This is a genomic window from Pseudomonas canadensis, from assembly GCF_000503215.1.
Lineage (GTDB): Bacteria > Pseudomonadota > Gammaproteobacteria > Pseudomonadales > Pseudomonadaceae > Aquipseudomonas > Aquipseudomonas canadensis.
The window spans coordinates 18,092-34,455 of the sequence record NZ_AYTD01000015.1; the positions used below are offsets into that span (position 1 = coordinate 18,092).

14 protein-coding genes are annotated in these 16,364 nt (G+C 59.4%); 5 read left to right on the forward strand and 9 right to left on the reverse strand.

The annotated features are described in order from the left end of the window. The first annotated feature begins 113 nt into the window (after positions 1 to 113). Positions 114 to 1,013 carry a LysR substrate-binding domain-containing protein gene (locus tag U367_RS0116745; RefSeq protein WP_032864356.1) on the forward strand — a complete coding sequence of 300 codons (900 nt, stop codon included), beginning with the start codon at positions 114 to 116 and terminating at the stop codon, positions 1,011 to 1,013. 83 nt (positions 1,014 to 1,096) lie between these two features. Then, the gene (locus U367_RS0116750) at positions 1,097 to 2,347 is read left to right on the forward strand and encodes a 2-aminoadipate transaminase (protein WP_028617876.1); all 1,251 of its coding nucleotides are present in this window, start codon (positions 1,097 to 1,099) and stop codon (positions 2,345 to 2,347) included. Here U367_RS0116750 and U367_RS0116755 read toward each other — a convergent pair. Further along, complete coding sequence (locus U367_RS0116755) at positions 2,344 to 4,368, reverse strand: c-type cytochrome (protein WP_028617877.1); 2,025 nt, start codon at positions 4,366 to 4,368, stop codon at positions 2,344 to 2,346. The genes U367_RS0116750 and U367_RS0116755 overlap by 4 nt on opposite strands. A gap of 199 nt (positions 4,369 to 4,567) precedes the next feature. Between U367_RS0116755 and U367_RS0116760 the strand changes: the two genes are divergently transcribed. After that, a complete protein-coding gene (locus tag U367_RS0116760) occupies positions 4,568 to 5,071 on the forward strand; it encodes a DUF6622 family protein (RefSeq protein ID WP_028617878.1) in 504 nt (167 codons plus the stop codon). Positions 5,072 to 5,141: 70 nt separating this feature from the next. After that, the gene (locus tag U367_RS0116765) at positions 5,142 to 5,861 is read left to right on the forward strand and encodes a hypothetical protein (protein WP_028617879.1); all 720 of its coding nucleotides are present in this window, start codon (positions 5,142 to 5,144) and stop codon (positions 5,859 to 5,861) included. Between the two features lie 31 nt (positions 5,862 to 5,892). Here the strand turns inward: U367_RS0116765 and ptaA are convergent, their stop codons facing one another. The 8 genes from ptaA to hmpA form a co-directional block, all read right to left on the reverse strand. After that, on the reverse strand, positions 5,893 to 6,990 hold the full coding sequence (gene ptaA / locus U367_RS0116770) for a pyoverdine biosynthesis transaminase PtaA (RefSeq protein WP_028617880.1): 1,098 nt from the start codon (positions 6,988 to 6,990) through the stop codon (positions 5,893 to 5,895). A 145-nt stretch (positions 6,991 to 7,135) separates the two neighbouring features. Next, positions 7,136 to 8,023: a heme o synthase gene (gene cyoE / locus U367_RS0116775; protein ID WP_003194050.1), complete on the reverse strand. Its 888-nt coding sequence runs from the start codon at positions 8,021 to 8,023 to the stop codon at positions 7,136 to 7,138. 11 nt (positions 8,024 to 8,034) lie between these two features. Then, positions 8,035 to 8,376, reverse strand: coding sequence for a cytochrome o ubiquinol oxidase subunit IV (cyoD, locus tag U367_RS0116780; protein WP_010206434.1), 342 nt, complete (start codon positions 8,374 to 8,376; stop codon positions 8,035 to 8,037). Beyond that, on the reverse strand, positions 8,376 to 9,002 hold the full coding sequence (locus tag U367_RS0116785; RefSeq protein ID WP_010206435.1) for a cytochrome o ubiquinol oxidase subunit III: 627 nt from the start codon (positions 9,000 to 9,002) through the stop codon (positions 8,376 to 8,378). Before U367_RS0116785 ends, cyoD begins: the two co-directional genes overlap by 1 nt. Before the next feature lie 3 nt (positions 9,003 to 9,005). Next, entirely contained in the window at positions 9,006 to 11,024 is a 2,019-nt protein-coding gene (gene cyoB / locus U367_RS0116790; protein ID WP_028617881.1) for a cytochrome o ubiquinol oxidase subunit I, read from the reverse strand. A gap of 3 nt (positions 11,025 to 11,027) precedes the next feature. After that, on the reverse strand, positions 11,028 to 11,969 hold the full coding sequence (gene cyoA, locus U367_RS0116795) for a ubiquinol oxidase subunit II (RefSeq protein WP_028617882.1): 942 nt from the start codon (positions 11,967 to 11,969) through the stop codon (positions 11,028 to 11,030). Positions 11,970 to 12,761: 792 nt separating this feature from the next. After that, a complete protein-coding gene (locus tag U367_RS0116800; protein WP_010206438.1) occupies positions 12,762 to 13,268 on the reverse strand; it encodes a disulfide bond formation protein B in 507 nt (168 codons plus the stop codon). A gap of 210 nt (positions 13,269 to 13,478) precedes the next feature. Beyond that, positions 13,479 to 14,660 carry an NO-inducible flavohemoprotein gene (gene hmpA / locus U367_RS0116805; protein WP_028617883.1) on the reverse strand — a complete coding sequence of 394 codons (1,182 nt, stop codon included), beginning with the start codon at positions 14,658 to 14,660 and terminating at the stop codon, positions 13,479 to 13,481. Between the two features lie 147 nt (positions 14,661 to 14,807). Here hmpA and norR point away from each other — a divergent pair, with 147 nt between their 5' ends. Next, a complete protein-coding gene (gene norR, locus U367_RS0116810) occupies positions 14,808 to 16,331 on the forward strand; it encodes a nitric oxide reductase transcriptional regulator NorR (RefSeq protein ID WP_028617884.1) in 1,524 nt (507 codons plus the stop codon). The last annotated feature ends 33 nt before the right edge of the window (positions 16,332 to 16,364 follow it).

The window sequence follows — 16,364 nt, forward strand, 5'->3', positions numbered from 1 at the left end:
GGCGCCCCACAGCCCGCGCCGGTTTATAGTGCTGCGGGGCAGTATCAACGGCTTTGCGCTACTGCCACAAACGACCTTTAGGCAAAGGCTCCTTCCGATTTGGAATGAACTGCATGATTTCAAAACGCTTGACCCCATCGATGACCGCCCTGCAATGCTTCGAAGCCGCCGCCCGCCATTTGAGTTTCACTCGCGCCGCCGAAGAGCTGCACCTGACCCAGAGTGCGGTGAGCAAGCAGGTGGCGCAGCTGGAAGAGATGCTTTGCCACAATCTGTTCGAACGGGTGCGTCAGCGCCTGTACCTGTCGCCGGCGGGCTCGCTGTACCTTGCCGAGGTGCACAAGATCCTCACTCAGGTGGACATCTCCAGCCGCTACATCCTCACCTACGGCGGCGAGACTGAAGTGCTGCGCATCGCCACCCAGCCCACCTTCGGTGACCGCTGGCTGGTGCCCAAACTCAAGGATTTCGCGGCGAAACATCCGAATATCCATCTGGACGTGCGCAACGAGCTGGAGCCTTTCGACGTATTGCAGGCCAAGGCCGATATCGCGTTTTTCTTCGGCCAAGGCTCATGGCCAGGCGCAACCTGCATCGAGCTGTTCCGTGAGGCGGTAGTGCCGGTGTGTGCGCCAGGATTCGTCGCCGAAGGCAGCGATGCGTCGTCGCGCCACACCTTGCTGCAATGCACCTCGCGTCCGGAAGCCTGGCACGAATGGTTCCTGGAGCAGGGCCTGCACTCGCAAAACAGCTACCACGGCCCGCGTTTCGACACGTTCTACATGTGCATCCGCGCGGCACAGTCGGGCTATGGCGTAGCGCTGGTGCCGCAGTATCTGGTGGCGGATGAACTGGCGCAGGGTAGCCTGATGATTCCGTGGAACTACGCGATGCCCAGCAGCGGCGCGCACTTCATCGCCCATGCCGAACATGCCGGCGAGATTCCCAAGGTGAAAGCCTTCCTCAACTGGATGGTGGAGTACATCGGCACACATCCCGACTTTCAGTCATGACCCGGCGACTTTATTTCGTTTGCGGCAAGTGCGGGTGCCCGGCTTAGATAAAAACAAGCCCGTCACTGCCGAGTCCCCGATTCATGAGCCGCGAAACCATCAGCCAATCGATTTCCATTGTTCACCCCATCAGCCTCAGCCACGGTAAAAACGCTGAGGTCTGGGACACCTCGGGTAAACGCTACATCGATTTTGTCGGCGGCATTGGTGTGCTCAACCTCGGTCACTGCCATCCCGGCGTGGTCGAGGCAATTCGCGACCAGGCGACCCAACTGACGCACTACGCGTTCAATGCCGCCCCTCACGCGCCCTACATCGAGCTGATGGATCGTCTTACCGCATTTATGCCGGTGGACTACCCGGTCAGCGGCATGCTCACCAACAGCGGCGCGGAGGCGGCGGAAAACGCGCTGAAGATCGTACGCGGCGCTACCGGCCGCACCGCAGTGATAGCGTTTGACGGCGCCTTCCACGGCCGTACCCTGGCCACGCTCAACCTCAATGGCAAAGTCGCGCCCTACAAACAAAAGGTCGGGGTACTACCAGGCCCGGTGTATCACCTGCCCTACCCCAGTGCCGATAACGGCGTGACCTGCGCCGAGGCGCTGAAGGCCATGGACCGCTTGTTCAGCGTGGAAATAGATGTCAACGACGTGGCCTGTTTCATCATCGAGCCGGTACAGGGCGAAGGGGGGTTCCTGGCGCTGGACATCGAATTCGCCCAGGCGCTGCGGCGCTTTTGCGACGAGAACAACATTTTGCTGATTGTCGATGAAATCCAATCGGGCTTTGGCCGTACCGGCGAGCGTTTTGCGTTCTCGCGCCTGGGGATCGAGCCGGACTTGATCCTGCTGGGTAAAAGCATCGCCGGCGGTGTGCCGTTGGGCGCCGTCGTAGGGCGCAAGGCGTTGATGGACAATCTGCCCAAAGGTGGCCTTGGCGGCACCTATTCCGGCAACCCCATTGCGTGCGCGGCAGCGTTGGCGACCCTCGATGCCATGACCGATGAACACCTGAAAACCTGGGGCTTACAGCAGGAAGAAGCCATCGTCAGCCGCTATCAGACCTGGTGTGCGCAAGGCCTGACACCCTACCTCGGCCGTCTGACCGGCGTGGGCGCCATGCGCGGCATCGAACTGGCCAACGCCGACGGCACACCCGCGTCGAAACAGCTGACCCAGTTGCTCGGCCTGGCGCGGGACGCCGGTTTGTTGCTGATGCCCAGCGGCAAGTCGCGGCATATCATCCGCCTGCTGGCACCGCTGACCGTCGAGCCTGCGGTGCTGGAGGAAGGCCTGGATATTCTCGAGGCCTGCCTCAAACAGTTGGATTAGTAACGCGCATCGACAGGTTTACCGCCGTTCGGCCAGTCCTTGATCTTGTCCGGGAAGTCCGGGCGCGGTTGACCAGAGAAATATGCCGCCACATCCACGGCTTCCTGGTCCGATAAACCGCCCTGCCCCAGCGGGAATTTCTCGTGGAAGCCAATCGGCATGTTGCGTTTGACGAACGCCGCTGCCGTGTAGGTGCGCGCCATGCCGGCACCGATGTTGAACGATTGGTCGCCCCACAGCGGCGGGTAGATCAGCTCTCCATCGGCACGTGCCAGGCCCTGGCCGTTGTCGCCATGGCACACCGCGCATTGCTTGGCGTAGACCTGTTTGCCATTGGCCAGGTCCGGCTTGATCGCCGGGTCGACCTTGCCCACGCCGCGCCCGGCTACTTTGTCTTCGGGGCGGGTGTTGTTTTTCATCCAATCGAAATAGGCGACCATCGCTTGCATGTCTGCCGATTGTGGCGGCAGTGGTTTGCCATTCATCGAGCGGCGGAAGCAGCCGTTAATTCGTTCTTCCAGGGTCACCACCTTGCCTGCGCGCGGCGCATAGCTGGGGAAAAACGCCGAGACGCCTACAAACGGAGACCCATCCGCTACCGTGCCAGCGTTGAGATGGCAACTGGTGCAATTGAGTGAATTGCCGACATTGTTGGGCAGCAGCTCTTTGGTTTGCAGATGCAGGCGCATGCCGCGAATCACCTGGTCGGCGTTGGGCGCCGCAAGCAACTCGGCCAGGCGCGGGGTTTCGAAGGCCGATGAATCGGTGGTGGCCGGGTTGAGTTGGTCACGCAGTTTCTTCACCTGGCCGGCGCTGATCGGCGTGCCTTCGTTACCCCAACGGGTACGTACGAAACTGAGGATCTCGGCGATTTCCTGATCGTTCAAGCGGGCGAAACCCGGCATGGTGTAGATCCGTGGGTGCGTTGCCGTTTGTGCGGTCTCCCAGCCGGTGAGGGTGATGTGCAGCAGTGACGTCGGGTTGCTGGACGCAATGCTCGGATTGCCGGCCAAAGGTGGGAACAGACCTTTCACGCCCGCACCATCGCTGCGATGACAGTCGCTGCAGAACTGCATGTAACCCAGTCCGCCACGACTGGTGAACACATCTGCAGGTGGCACGGCTGGGGCCTGGGCCACGGACGGCATGGGCAAGTCGTCTTTACCGAGGGGTAGGGATTTCAAGTAACTGGCGATAGCCGTCAGGTCGTAGTCGCTGAAGTGCTGGGTGCTGTGGTGAATCACATCGGCCATGTTGCCGGCGACCGTGGCAAAGCGGTTTTGCCCGGTCTTGAGCAGTTGCACGGTGTCTTCCACCGTCCACAGATTGCGCAGGCTCAGGGCGCGCCAATGCTCGACGGTTTCGCCGGCCAGGTAGTACTGGCCACTGGAGCCCTCGTCGCTCATGGCTTTTTCCTGGAACGCAATGCCCCGTGGCGTGTGACAGGAGCCGCAGTGGCCCAGGCCCTGGACCAGGTAGGCGCCACGGTTGAGTTGTTCATCGCGTGCCGGATCCGGCTTGAAGGGTTGTTTGTCGAGGAAGACAAAATTCCACAACGCCAGACCCCAGCGCTGGTTGAACGGGAAGCCCATGTCCGCCTCAAGATTGGCCTGCTGCACCGGCTCGACGCCTTGCATCAAATAAGTGAACAGGGCACGCATGTCGGTTTCGCTCATCTTGGCGTAGGACGGGTACGGCATCGCCGGGTACAGGTTCATGCCCGTCGGCGTCACGCCTTCGCGCATGACGCGGTCGAACGCTTCGAAGGTGTAGGCGCCAATCCCTGTCTCTCGGTCCGGCGTAATATTGCTCGAATAGATCGTGCCCATCGGCGTGCTCAGCTCCAGGCCGCCGGCCATCTCCTTGCCTTGCTTGGCGGTGTGGCAGGCGATGCAGTCGCCCAGTTGCGCGACGTATTTGCCCTGCTCGATCAGCGAAGCGTCGGGAACGTTGGCGTGTAGGGGAAGAGACAGGCAAAGCGTCGCCCCCAGCAAGGCCAGGCGAGAAAGGGAAAGCGCCATCGCATTAGTCCTTTAACAACCTGGCGTGGGGCGGTCCCCTCGGCGCAGGTCAGTGGTCGTTTTTATGGGTTCATCAGGCCTCTGTGTTGTAACGGTTTTGTGGGCGGGGAGTGTTGATGTGGGTCAGGGGCAGATCGCTGGACAAAGGCGTCAGTACTCAACGACTATCCACCACCTCCCCTCTGCACGGACGCACACCATGCTCGACATCCTCCAAGGCACGCCCATTTGGGTCTACGCCATTTACCTGTGGATTTGCTACTACGGCATCAAGGCCTGCCTGGGTGGACGCGAAAATCGCCGCTCGCTGGTGATCCTGCCGGTGGTGCTGGTGGTGTGGTCGTTGATGTCGCTGGCGCCTTCAATCTTGTCGAGCGGCGCCTGGGTTGCCGGCGCGGTGCTGGGCAGCCTGGTGGGGATGGTGCTGTTCAACGTTGAGGGGGCGCGGCTGGATGCCAATGGCGAGACCCTGGTATTGCCGGGCACCTGGAAAACCCTGCTGATCTCGCAACTGTTCTTTGCGGTGAAGTACTACTTCGGTTACCAGCAAGCCGTGCATCCGCTGCTGCTGAGCACGCCGTCGATGTTGATGGCAGTGGGCGGCGTATCGGGGTTTACCGTAGGTCTGTTTTGCGGACGAGCCGTACGGCTGCAGCGGGCGCTGACGGCGTTGCGTCGGGATAAGGGCATTGTGCTGCCTTGACCTGACCTCCCTCCCCCCTGAAAATGCCCGACGCTTTTTTGTCCTCGTTTACTGAAGTAGTGAAATTTCAATGTCCGATTCTTACACCGAAAAATCCGCCCCCGAAGAATCCGTAGTCGCCTCGCACGCCAAAGCCGAATACGAAAACGCCATCAATCTTTCACAGCATCTGCCAGCAGCCAAGATCATCAGTGAGATGGTGCTGGACGCGTTCCACACGTCCAAGGAAAGCGACCAGATCCGCGAGCTGCGCGTGGCCATCCGCCAGGCCCACGATGCTTTCGATGACGACAAGGCCTACGACCTGATGGGCCAGCTCAAGCAACTCAAGGACGCCGAAGCCGCCGATAACGCAGCCCTGGAAGACCTGAGCAGCAAGTTTTCGATCAGCCGCATCCTGTCCAGCTTCAAGGACGACCCCGAATTCCAGGAGTTGGTCTACGGCTTGGCGTTGAAAGTGCTGAACCAGAGCCACCAGGCCATCAGCAACCCAAGCGCCGGCAAGAGCAAGGCCTCACGGCCCAAGAAAGAAGCCGAAGTGTTTGTGATCAGCAAGGATGGCATCAGCGTCACCCTGCCGCTGCGCACGCCGCGCTCCAAGCTGAATGTCGACCGTGAGGCGTTCGAGTTTTTGGGGTTCAGCTTTGTGGGTGAAGGGGATGAGGCGGAGTTGGACGTTGAGAGTTTTGTCGATAACGCCGGCGCTGAGCAGCCGCTGAGCCGCAAGAGCGTGATTACTGCATTGCAGCAGCAGACTGCGTTTGACGGGTACAGCATCGCGCAGCAATAACCCCACATTGTAGGAGCCGGCTTGCCGGCTCCTACAATTGTTTCGTGGTGTCAAATTGCGCAAACACCTCACGAAACCGTGCCATCTCCCGCTTGTTCCCCACCGTCACCCGAACCCACTGCGGCCAGTTTTTAAACACACGGCCGATCAGCACGCCTTGGGCTGCCAGTTTCTCGATCACCTGCTCCGCCGGTTGCTTCACGTCGATCATGAAACAGTTGGCCTGGGAGGCCGTGCAGGTGAAACCACGCCCCTGCAGCCAGGCCACAGTCTCATCGCGCAGTTGTTTATTGAGCGCCTTGCGTTGCGGCAGCAGTTTGACGTCCTCAAGGCTGGCAAGGCCGCCGAGCAGAGTGGTACCGGCCGGCACGTTGTCGCCGCCAAATACGGCGAGGCGTTCCAGCAACGCCGGATGCCCGACCGCCAAGCCCAGGCGGGCACCGGCCATGCCGTAGATTTTCGAGAAAGTGCGCAGCACCAGCAGGTCGTCGTGGTCCTTGACCCAACTGACCACGCTGGGTACGTCGGCGAAGTCGATGTAAGCCTCGTCTACCACCAGCACACTGCCTTTGGGTTTATTCGCCAACGCGTGGCGGATGGCGTCGACGGGCGTAACGGTGCCAGTGGGGTTATTGGGGTTGCACAGGTAGAGCATGCCGGCCTGTGGATCGGCGGCGAGCATGGCCGGGATGTCGTGGGCGTGGTCGGCGTTCAGGCTGACTTCCTTCACCGCAGCTTTGTTCGCCTGCGCCGCCTGGTGCGGCACTTCGTAGGACGGCGTAGCCATCACCAGGCCGCGAGTTTCGCTGGTGAATGCCAGCACCGCATAACGTAAGGCCGCCATTGAGCCTGCAAACACTGCCACCTGTTCTTCGGCAATGCCTTGCTGCTGAGCAAATAGCCCGGCTAAAGCATACATGTGGTTGTAGGGGTAACGCCCGGACGTCGCGATACCACGCTGCATCGCTTCACGGGCGGCCTGTGAGGGTCCGTAGGGGCTTTCGTTGTAGTTGAGTCGCACCTCGTCAGACTTTGCCGGCGGCGGCGCCGCGACCGCCCAATCCAGGCGCCCCAATAAAGGCAGGGCGGCGCCCAGGGCGAGAAGGGACCGACGACTAACGCTGACCATGGGGCAACTCCTTGTTGGCGGGTGGTGGATTCGCAGAGCACGTACAGAGGGGTATGACGAGATAAACATCCGCAGATTTAAACCGACGCCCAAGAAAAAGCCCCGCGCTTCTCTCGAAGGCGGGGCTCTTTCACTGCAGGACCACTCAGTGAGCGTAGGTCAGCAACAGCTCTTTCGGCACTTGGAAATCCAGGGACATCATCACGCTGAGCGCGGTGATGGTGAAGATCGAGAACACGAACAGCTTGCGTGCCCAGACGGTGTCATCCACCGCCTTGTAGCCGGTCCAGGCCATGTACAACCAGTACATGCCCATGGCGGCGGCGACGGCAAGGTAGCTCATGCCGGCGTAGCCACTGAAGGTCAACATCAAGGTCGCCACGAGGAAGGCCAGGATGTACAGCAGGATGTGTTTCTTGGCGACCTGGATGCCACGCTTGACCGGCAGAACCGGAATCGAAGCAGCCAGGTAGTCATTGAAGCGGAAAATCGCGATGGCGTACGAGTGCGGCATCTGCCACAGGCTGAACATCACCAGTAGCGTCAGCGCGGCCATGTCGAAGCTATTGGTCACAGCCACATAACCAATCACCGGCGGCATCGCTCCCGACAGACTGCCCACCAGCGTGCCGTGAACCGACTTGCGCTTGAGGTACAGGCTGTAGAGGCCGACGTAGATGACAAAGCCGATCACGGCAAACAGCGCCGCCAGCGGGTTGGCCACCTTGTACAACAACGCCACGCCGGCAACACCGAGGACGGTCGCGTAGATCAGTGCCAGCTTCAGGGAGATGAGGCCCTGGACCAGCACACGATTCTTGGTGCGTTCCATCTTGATATCGATGTCACGGTCGATGCAGTTGTTGAACACACAACCGGAAGCTACCACCAGGGAAGTGCCGATCATTGCAGCCAGGAAGATGGCCAGATCGACATGTCCCTTGGAGGCCAGGAAGAAACCGCCCGCCACAGAAAGCACGTTACCGAAAATGATCCCCGGTTTGGTGATTTGGATAAAGTGCTTAAGCGACATCGGGTCTTACCTCACTTCGCCATCATGAACGTATGGATGCTGAACATGATCCATATCGACAGGCCAACCAGCAGCAGGATTACCAACCCTGCGAACACGAACGCAATCACGTTATCGCGTTGCTCTTTGGAGCGGTCCAGGTGCAGGAAGTACACCAGGTGAACCAGAACCTGAATCACCGCGAATGCCAGCACGATCATCAAGGTGATCGACTTAGGCAGGGTCGGGTACATCACCAGACCGAACGGGATGAGCGTCAGGATTACCGACAGGATGAAGCCGATGGCGTACGACTTAACGCTGCCGTGGCTTGCATCATGGCTGTCATGGTCATGGGAGTGTGCATTAGCCATTACAGAGTCCCCATCAGGTAAACAACGGTGAAGACGCAGATCCAGACCACGTCCAGGAAGTGCCAGAACAGGCTCAGGCAGCTCAGGCGAGTCTTGTTGGTGTTGGTCAGGCCGTGTTTATTGACCTGATACATCATCACCGCCATCCACAGCAGGCCAGCCGTTACGTGCAGACCGTGGGTGCCTACCAGCGTGAAGAACGCCGACAGGAAGCCGGAACGGTGCGGGCCGTAGCCTTCGGAGATCAGCAGGTGGAACTCATTGATCTCCATGCCGATGAAGCCCAGGCCGAACAGGAAGGTCAGTGCCAACCAGCTCAGTACGCCTTTCTTGTTGCCCTTGTAGAAGGCCAACATGGCGAAGCCGTAGGTGATCGAACTGAACAACAGCAAGGCGGTTTCGCCGAGCACGTAAGGCAGTTCGAAGATGTCGTGGCCCGACGGGCCACCCGCTACGTTATTTACCAGTACCGCGTACACCGCGAAGATCGACGCAAACAAGATGCAGTCGGTCATCAGGTAGAGCCAGAAACCGAAAACGGTCATCGGCCCCGAGTCGTGGTGATGGTCATCGTGCCCATGGTCATCGACATGGGCGTGTCCAGCATTGGTCACTAAGTTCGACATGGTTTAAGCCTGTTCCAACGAGGTTTCTACACGGTTGGCCGGGATTTTCTTCTCGGCGACCAGGCGAGCGTGTTGCTCGGCTTCGATGCGTTCGATCGTCTCGACCGGCACCATGTAGCCTTGATCATCACGTGCGGCGTGGACAATGAAGTAGCCGATGGTGCCCACCAGGCTCGCGATTGCCAGCCACCAGATGTGCCAGATCATCGCGAAACCGAACACGGTCAACAGCGCGCCCATCACCACGCCAGTGGCGGTGTTGTTTGGCATGTGGATCGGTTCGTAGTGCTTAGGACGCTGGTACGCAGTACCGTCTTCCTTGGCTTCGGTGAACGCATCAATGGTGTTCGCAGTAGGGATCACGGCGAAGTTGTAGAACGGCGGTGGCGAAGAAGTCGACCATTCCAGGGTGTGGCCATTCCATGGGTCACCGGATTCGCAAGCGTTCTGCTTACGGTCACGGACACTCACGTACAACTGGATCAGCTGGCAGGCGATACCCACAGCGATCATCACCGCACCGAACATGGCGACGTACAGGTACGGCACCCACTCAGGGTTGGTGGTAGCGTTCAGACGACGGGTCATGCCCATGAAGCCCAGTGCATAGAGCGGCATGAACGCGACGAAGAAGCCCGAGATCCAGAACCAGAATGCAGCCTTGCCCCAGCCTTCGTGCAGCTTGAAGCCGAACGCTTTCGGGAAGTAGAAGCTGAAACCAGCGATGTAACCGAATACAGCACCACCGATGATCACGTTGTGGAAGTGAGCGATCACGAACAGGCTGTTGTGCAGCACGAAGTCAGCACCCGGGATGGCCAGCAGTACGCCGGTCATGCCGCCAATGGCGAAGGTCACCATGAAGCCCAGGGTCCACAGGACCTGGCTGGTCATGCGCAGACGACCGTGGTAGATGGTGAACAGCCAGTTGAATAGCTTCACCCCCGTCGGGATGGAAATCAGCATCGTCGCCAGGCCGAAGAAGGCGTTGACGCTGGCACCCGAACCCATGGTGAAGAAGTGGTGCAGCCACACCATGAAGCCCAGTACCGAGATTGCGCCCGATGCATAAACCATCGAGTGGTGACCGAACAGGCGCTTGCCGGTAAAGGTCGAGATCACTTCGGAGAAGATACCGAACGCTGGCAGGATGAGGATGTACACCTCAGGGTGACCCCATGCCCAGAACAGGTTCACGTACATCATCGGATTGCCACCAAGTTCATTGGTGAAAATGTGGAAATCCAGGTAACGGTCAAGCGACAGCAGCGCCATGGTAGCGGCCAGGATCGGGAACGAAGCCACGATCAGCACGTTTGCCCAGGTGCAGGTCCAGGTGAAGATCGGCATGTCCATCAGTTTCATGCCAGGGGCGCGCATTTTCAGGACGGTGGCCAGGAAGTTGACCCCCGTCAGTGTCGTCCCTAGTCCTGATAACTGTAGGGCCCAGATGTAGTAGTCCACACCCACGCCAGGGCTGTATTGCAGGCCCGACAATGGCGGATACGCAACCCAACCGGTCTTGGCGAATTCGCCGACGCCCAGGGACACGTTGATCAGCACCACGCCGGAAACCAGCAGCCAGAAGCTCAGGGAGTTCAGGAACGGGTAGGCAACGTCACGCGCGCCAATCTGCAGCGGCAAGGCAAGGTTCATCAGGCCGGTGAAGAATGGCATCGCCATGAAGATGATCATGATCACACCGTGAGCGGTGAAGATCTGGTCATAGTGTTCAGGTGGCAGGTAGCCAGGCGAACCCTCGGTGGCCATGGCCAACTGGGTACGCATCATGATGGCGTCGGCAAAACCACGCAGCAGCATGACCATGGCAACGATGACGTACATGACGCCGATTTTCTTGTGGTCGACCGACGTCAACCACTCGGTCCACAGGTAGGTCCACTTCTTGAAGTACGTAATACCTGCAAACAGTGCCAGACCACCCAGCGCGATCATGGCGATGGTCACCATTACGATCGGCTCGTGGAACGGGACCGCATCCCAACTTAATTTACCAAACATCGTTTACTCCTCTGCCCCAGCAGTTGAATGCGAGCCCGTGTCAGAACCTTCAACCGCGGCCACTTCTTTCTTCTCGTGCTTGACCGGCTTGCCTGGCTTCATACCTTCGTACTTGTCGACGATTTTCTGAAACAGGTCCGGCTCATACGCGGAGTACAGAGCGACTGGGTTGTTCTGGCTTGGTTTGGTCAGGGCATCGTATTCAGCTTGATCAAGCTGTTTAGGTGCGGCCTTGACTTCGGCTACCCAGGCGTTGAAACCTTCCTGGCTCGTCGAGATCGCTTTGAATTTCATGCCGGTGAAGCCAGCGCCGCTGTAGTTTGCGGAGATGCCTTCCATTTCAGCTTTTTCGTTGGCGATCAGGTGCAGGCGTGTCTGCATGCCTGCCATCGCGTAGATCTGACCGCCCAGGGCTGGGATGAAGAACGAGTTCATCACGGCGTCGGAGGTGATCCGGAAGTTAAGCGGAGTGTTCTCTGGGAACTGGATTTCGTTGACGGTGGCGATACCCAGGTCCGGGTAGATGAACAGCCACTTCCAGTCCAGCGCGACCACTTCGATGTTGATCGGCTTGACGTCGGATTCCAGCGGACGGTACGGGTCCAGCTCATGGGTCGACTTATAGGTGATGTAACCCAGGGCGATGATGATGAGGATCGGCACCAGCCACACTGCGATTTCAATCTTGGTGGAGTGCGACCACTTCGGCGCGTAGGTCGCGCTGGTGTTCGACGCGCGGTATTTCCAGGCGAAGGCGAAGGTCATGATGATCACAGGCACCACAACCAACAACATCAGCAGGGTGGCGGTGATGATCAGGTTTCGTTGATCCAGACCGATCTGTCCTTTTGGGTCCATCAAGGTCCACTTGCAGCCTCCCAGCATTAACATCATGCCAAGCAGCGGCAAAAAGCCTAGTAATCGGGGGTACCTGTTTTTACTCATCTCACGACCTCTAAAGCAGCTTGCGCAATGCAGTTGGGTTTTGATCGCCAACACTTCACCCTGCCAAGGGTTGGCATTTCTCTTCGATTGAATAAGAGCCTGCCCATCGCGCCATTAGGTGGCGTTTCACGGACCTGCGGTGAGTTCTTATTCGATTTCGTGGTTAAAGGCCTTGTTACAGACCAATTCCATTTGGTGCGGATAGTTGAAAGGCTGTCGGAACCTTGGGGTCGCACAGAGCCGTCCATCTGCCCCTCGACCGCTCCAGTGCTCAAATATTGAACAGCACCGGACATTCAGTGCGGGCGATTGTAGTTAGCTAGCGATGTATAAACCATGTCTTATAAAGAAATAATTTTTATCGATTACAGCAATAATCCTTCACCAATATTGCAAAGGTTCGCGATCTTATCGTGTTCGATTCTCAACAAAAACCACAAAAAATGCCGTGTTATAGGGCGACCCGTCGCAGCCCATATGGGCTGTAAGGGTAAGCCAAAGCGATGCAAGCCCCCATAAAACAAGGCATTCGGACATCACGCAATTGCTGACGTGGCCTGAGGTTCGTGGCCTCGCCGGAACCACGAACTGACAGCACATCTTGGCCGTTTTATGCAAATTTAAGCGGCCGTTCGGCGGGTCAGAAACGTCCTGCGGCAGCTTCCGTGTGACAACATGTCGCACACTGCGCGCACCTAAAATTGTCCGGCGTCACGTTCTATTCACAAATCCCTACAAACAAAAACGCCCCGGCCGTCCCTCAAGAAGGACCGGGGCGTTTCAGGGATGGGCTCAGGCTTTGCGCTGGCGATTCCGGTAAATCCCCAACGGCACCAGGATCACCGTCAGCACGAACGCAACCAGTGCCCACTGCGCCAGGGACAGACCCAGCACGGGCGGATACGGGGTGCTGCAGAAGCCATCGACCTGGAACCCCAGGGGGAACACTTTGGCCAGCGGCAGGTCATCGACGATCGGTTGCAGCACATCAATGCCGCAACTGACCTGGGGGAAGAACTGGGTGTACACGTGGTGACCGGCTGCGGCCACACCGCCGAGGGCGCTGAGTATCACCAACCCTTCGAAAAACGTGAGCGCCCCTTTGGTGCGCATCGCCGCACCGATGAACGCGAAGATCGCGATCAACAGCAAGGCGTAGCGTTGCAGGATGCACAGCGGGCACGGCGCCTCGCCGAGTACCACCTGCATGTAAAGCGCACCGCCGATCAGCGCCAGGCAGATGATGCCCAGCAACACCAGAAAGCGCCGCTCCCTGCCTAAACGCAATTCGTCACTCATCACCGTTTCCCTTTGTTTGGTTGTGCCAATGGCCGCAAGTTTACACACAGGGAGTGGTTTAAACAGAGGGGGTTAACGGGGGATTAACCTGGAGGAATAGATAAGCAAATGTGGGAGCGGGCTTGCTCGCGAATGCGGTTTGTCAGTTGACCTGTAAGTGACTGATCTATCGCATTCGCGAGCAAGCCCGCTCCCACATTTTTGAGCGTGTTATTCCAGCGCCGCAGCCGGGCCGAAGAACTCATAGCGGCTTTGCTTCTCGGGTACACCCAGCGCCTTGAGATAGCGCTTGATCGCGCCCATGAAGCCTTTAGGGCCAAGGAAGTAGGCATCGAGGTCGCGCTGCTCGGGCAACCATGCCGCCAGTTGTTCCTGACTCAGCAAGCCGACCTTGTCCGCCGCCGGGCTCACGCCATCATCTTCGGCGTAGCAATAGAAGCGCTTGAGCTGTGGGTGCTTGGCCGCCAGGGCATCGACCCAATCACGGAACGCATGCACCCCGCCGTTACGCGCGCAGTGGATGAAGTGCACCGGGCGCTGGGTAGCCAGGGCCGCTTCGAGCATCGGCAAGGTCGGCGTAATGCCCACTCCACCGCTGATCAGCACCAGCGGTTTGTCGCTGGCTGCCAGGGTGAACTCCCCCGAAGGCGGAAACAGGTCAATAGTCGCACCGACGTGCAGTTGGTCGTGCAGGTAGTTGGACACCCGCCCGCCGGCCTCGCGTTTGACGCTGATGCGGTACAGGCCCGAATCGGTCAGGGCTGACAGCGAATAGTTGCGGCGCACTTCCTCGCCATCCAGCACCAGTTTCATGCCGATGTATTGGCCCGGTGCAGCGGCAAGAATCGGACCGTTGTCCACCGGGGCAAAGTAGAAGGAGATAATCTCGTCACTCTCCACCACGCGCTTGACGATGATAAACGGCCGCGCACCCCGCCAGCCACCCGGGGCCTGCGCTTTCTCTTCATAGATCGCCGCCTCGGCGCCGATCAGGATGTCGGCCAGTTGGCCGTAGGCCGCGCCCCAGGCGTTCATCACCTCGGGAGTCGCAATCTCACTGCCTAGCACTTCGGAAATCGCGCGCAGCAGGCACGCGCCGACGATCGGGTAGTGCTCCGGCAGGATCTGCAGGGCCACATGCTTGTTGATGATCTTGGCCACCAGGTCGCCCAGTTGGTCCAACTGGTCGATATGCCGCGCGTACATCAACACCCCGTTGGCCAAGGCGCGGGGTTGGTCGCCGCTGGCCTGGTGGGCCTGGTTGAACAGCGGGCGAACTTCCGGATACTCGGAAAGCATCATGCGGTAGAAATGGGTGATCAGCGCTTCGCCGCCGCTTTCCAGCAGGGGCACGGTGGATTTGACGATGGCACGGTCTTGGGCACTAAGCATGGGAGCCTCCTGGGCTTCTTTACTGATTGCCTTTACCTACTCAGTATTCGTGCCAACAAATAAATCGTTTAATTTCAATAGGTTATGCAATTTGTAGTCAGTATGACTTCCTGCAACGTATAGTCATAAGGACTACAAGGAGTCATTATGACTGCGCAATCGCTGCTCACCACCCTGCTGCCTCTGGTCGCCGACCTGTCCCGTGAACTGCCCGAAGGCGAGCGTTATCGTCGTCTATTACAAGCCATGCGCGCCCTGCTGCCCTGTGACGCCGCCGCGCTGTTGCGCCTGGACGGCGAATGGCTGGTGCCGCTGGCCGTCGACGGCTTGAGCGCAGACACCCTGGGCAGACGCTTCAAAGTCAGCGAACACCCGCGCTTCGCCGTGTTACTGAGCAGCCCAGGCCCTACGCGGTTTGACAGTGACAGCGAATTGCCCGACCCCTACGACGGCCTGGTCGATGGACTGCACGGGCACCTGGAAGTCCACGATTGCATGGGTTGCCCGCTGTTCGTCGACGATCAGCCCTGGGGCCTGCTGACCCTGGACGCCCTCGACACCGAGCGCTTCGAGCGCGTCGAACTGGACGCCCTGCAAGCCTTCGCCAGCCTCGCCGCAGCCACCGTCAACGTGGCCGAACGTATCGAACGCCTGACCCTGCGCGCCGAAATCTACCGCGAGGCCAGCGGCCAGCAGCACAAGGAGATGATCGGCCAGAGCAAACCCCACAAGCGCCTGGTGGAAGAGATCAAACTGGTGGGCGGCAGTGACCTCACTGTGCTGATCACCGGCGAAACCGGAGTTGGCAAAGAACTGGTGGCCCAGGCCATCCACGCCGCCTCAACCCGCGCCGATAAACCGCTGATCAGCCTCAACTGCGCCGCCCTGCCGGAAACCCTGGTGGAAAGCGAGCTGTTCGGCCATGTACGTGGGGCCTTTACCGGCGCGTTGAACGAACGTCGTGGCAAGTTCGAACTGGCCAATGGCGGCACGCTGTTTCTCGATGAAGTGGGCGAACTGTCGCTGACCGTGCAGGCCAAGCTGCTGCGAGTACTGCAAAGCGGTCAATTGCAACGCCTGGGCTCGGACAAGGAACACCAGGTGGACGTGCGCCTGATCGCCGCCACCAACCGCGACCTGGCTGACGAAGTGCGCCATGGTCGCTACCGCGCCGACTTCTATCACCGCCTCAGCGTCTACCCGCTGCAAGTGCCGGCGCTGCGCGAGCGCGGGCGCGATGTGCTGCTGCTGGCCGGCTTTTTCCTTGAGCAGAACAGGTCACGCATGGGCTTGGGCAGTCTGCGCCTGACCAGCGATGCCCAGGCGGCGCTGCTGGCCTATAACTGGCCAGGCAATGTGCGGGAGCTGGAACATTTGATCGGACGCAGCGCACTCAAAGCCTTGGGAAACTGTCGCGAGCGTCCGAAGATTCTGAGCCTGAACGCCCAGGACCTGGATCTGCCCGATGTCAGTGCGCCGGTGATCGACGAACCGGTCGATGCGGTGCCCAGCGTGACCGGCGACCTGCGCCAAGCCACCGAACACTATCAACGCCAGATCATCAGCGCCTGCCTGGAGCGCCACCAGCACAACTGGGCCAGCGCCGCCCGAGAACTGGGCCTGGACCGCGCCAACCTAGGCCGCATGGCCAAGCGCCTCGGCCTCAAATAACCCCACCCTCTGTAGGAGCCGGCTTGCCGGCTC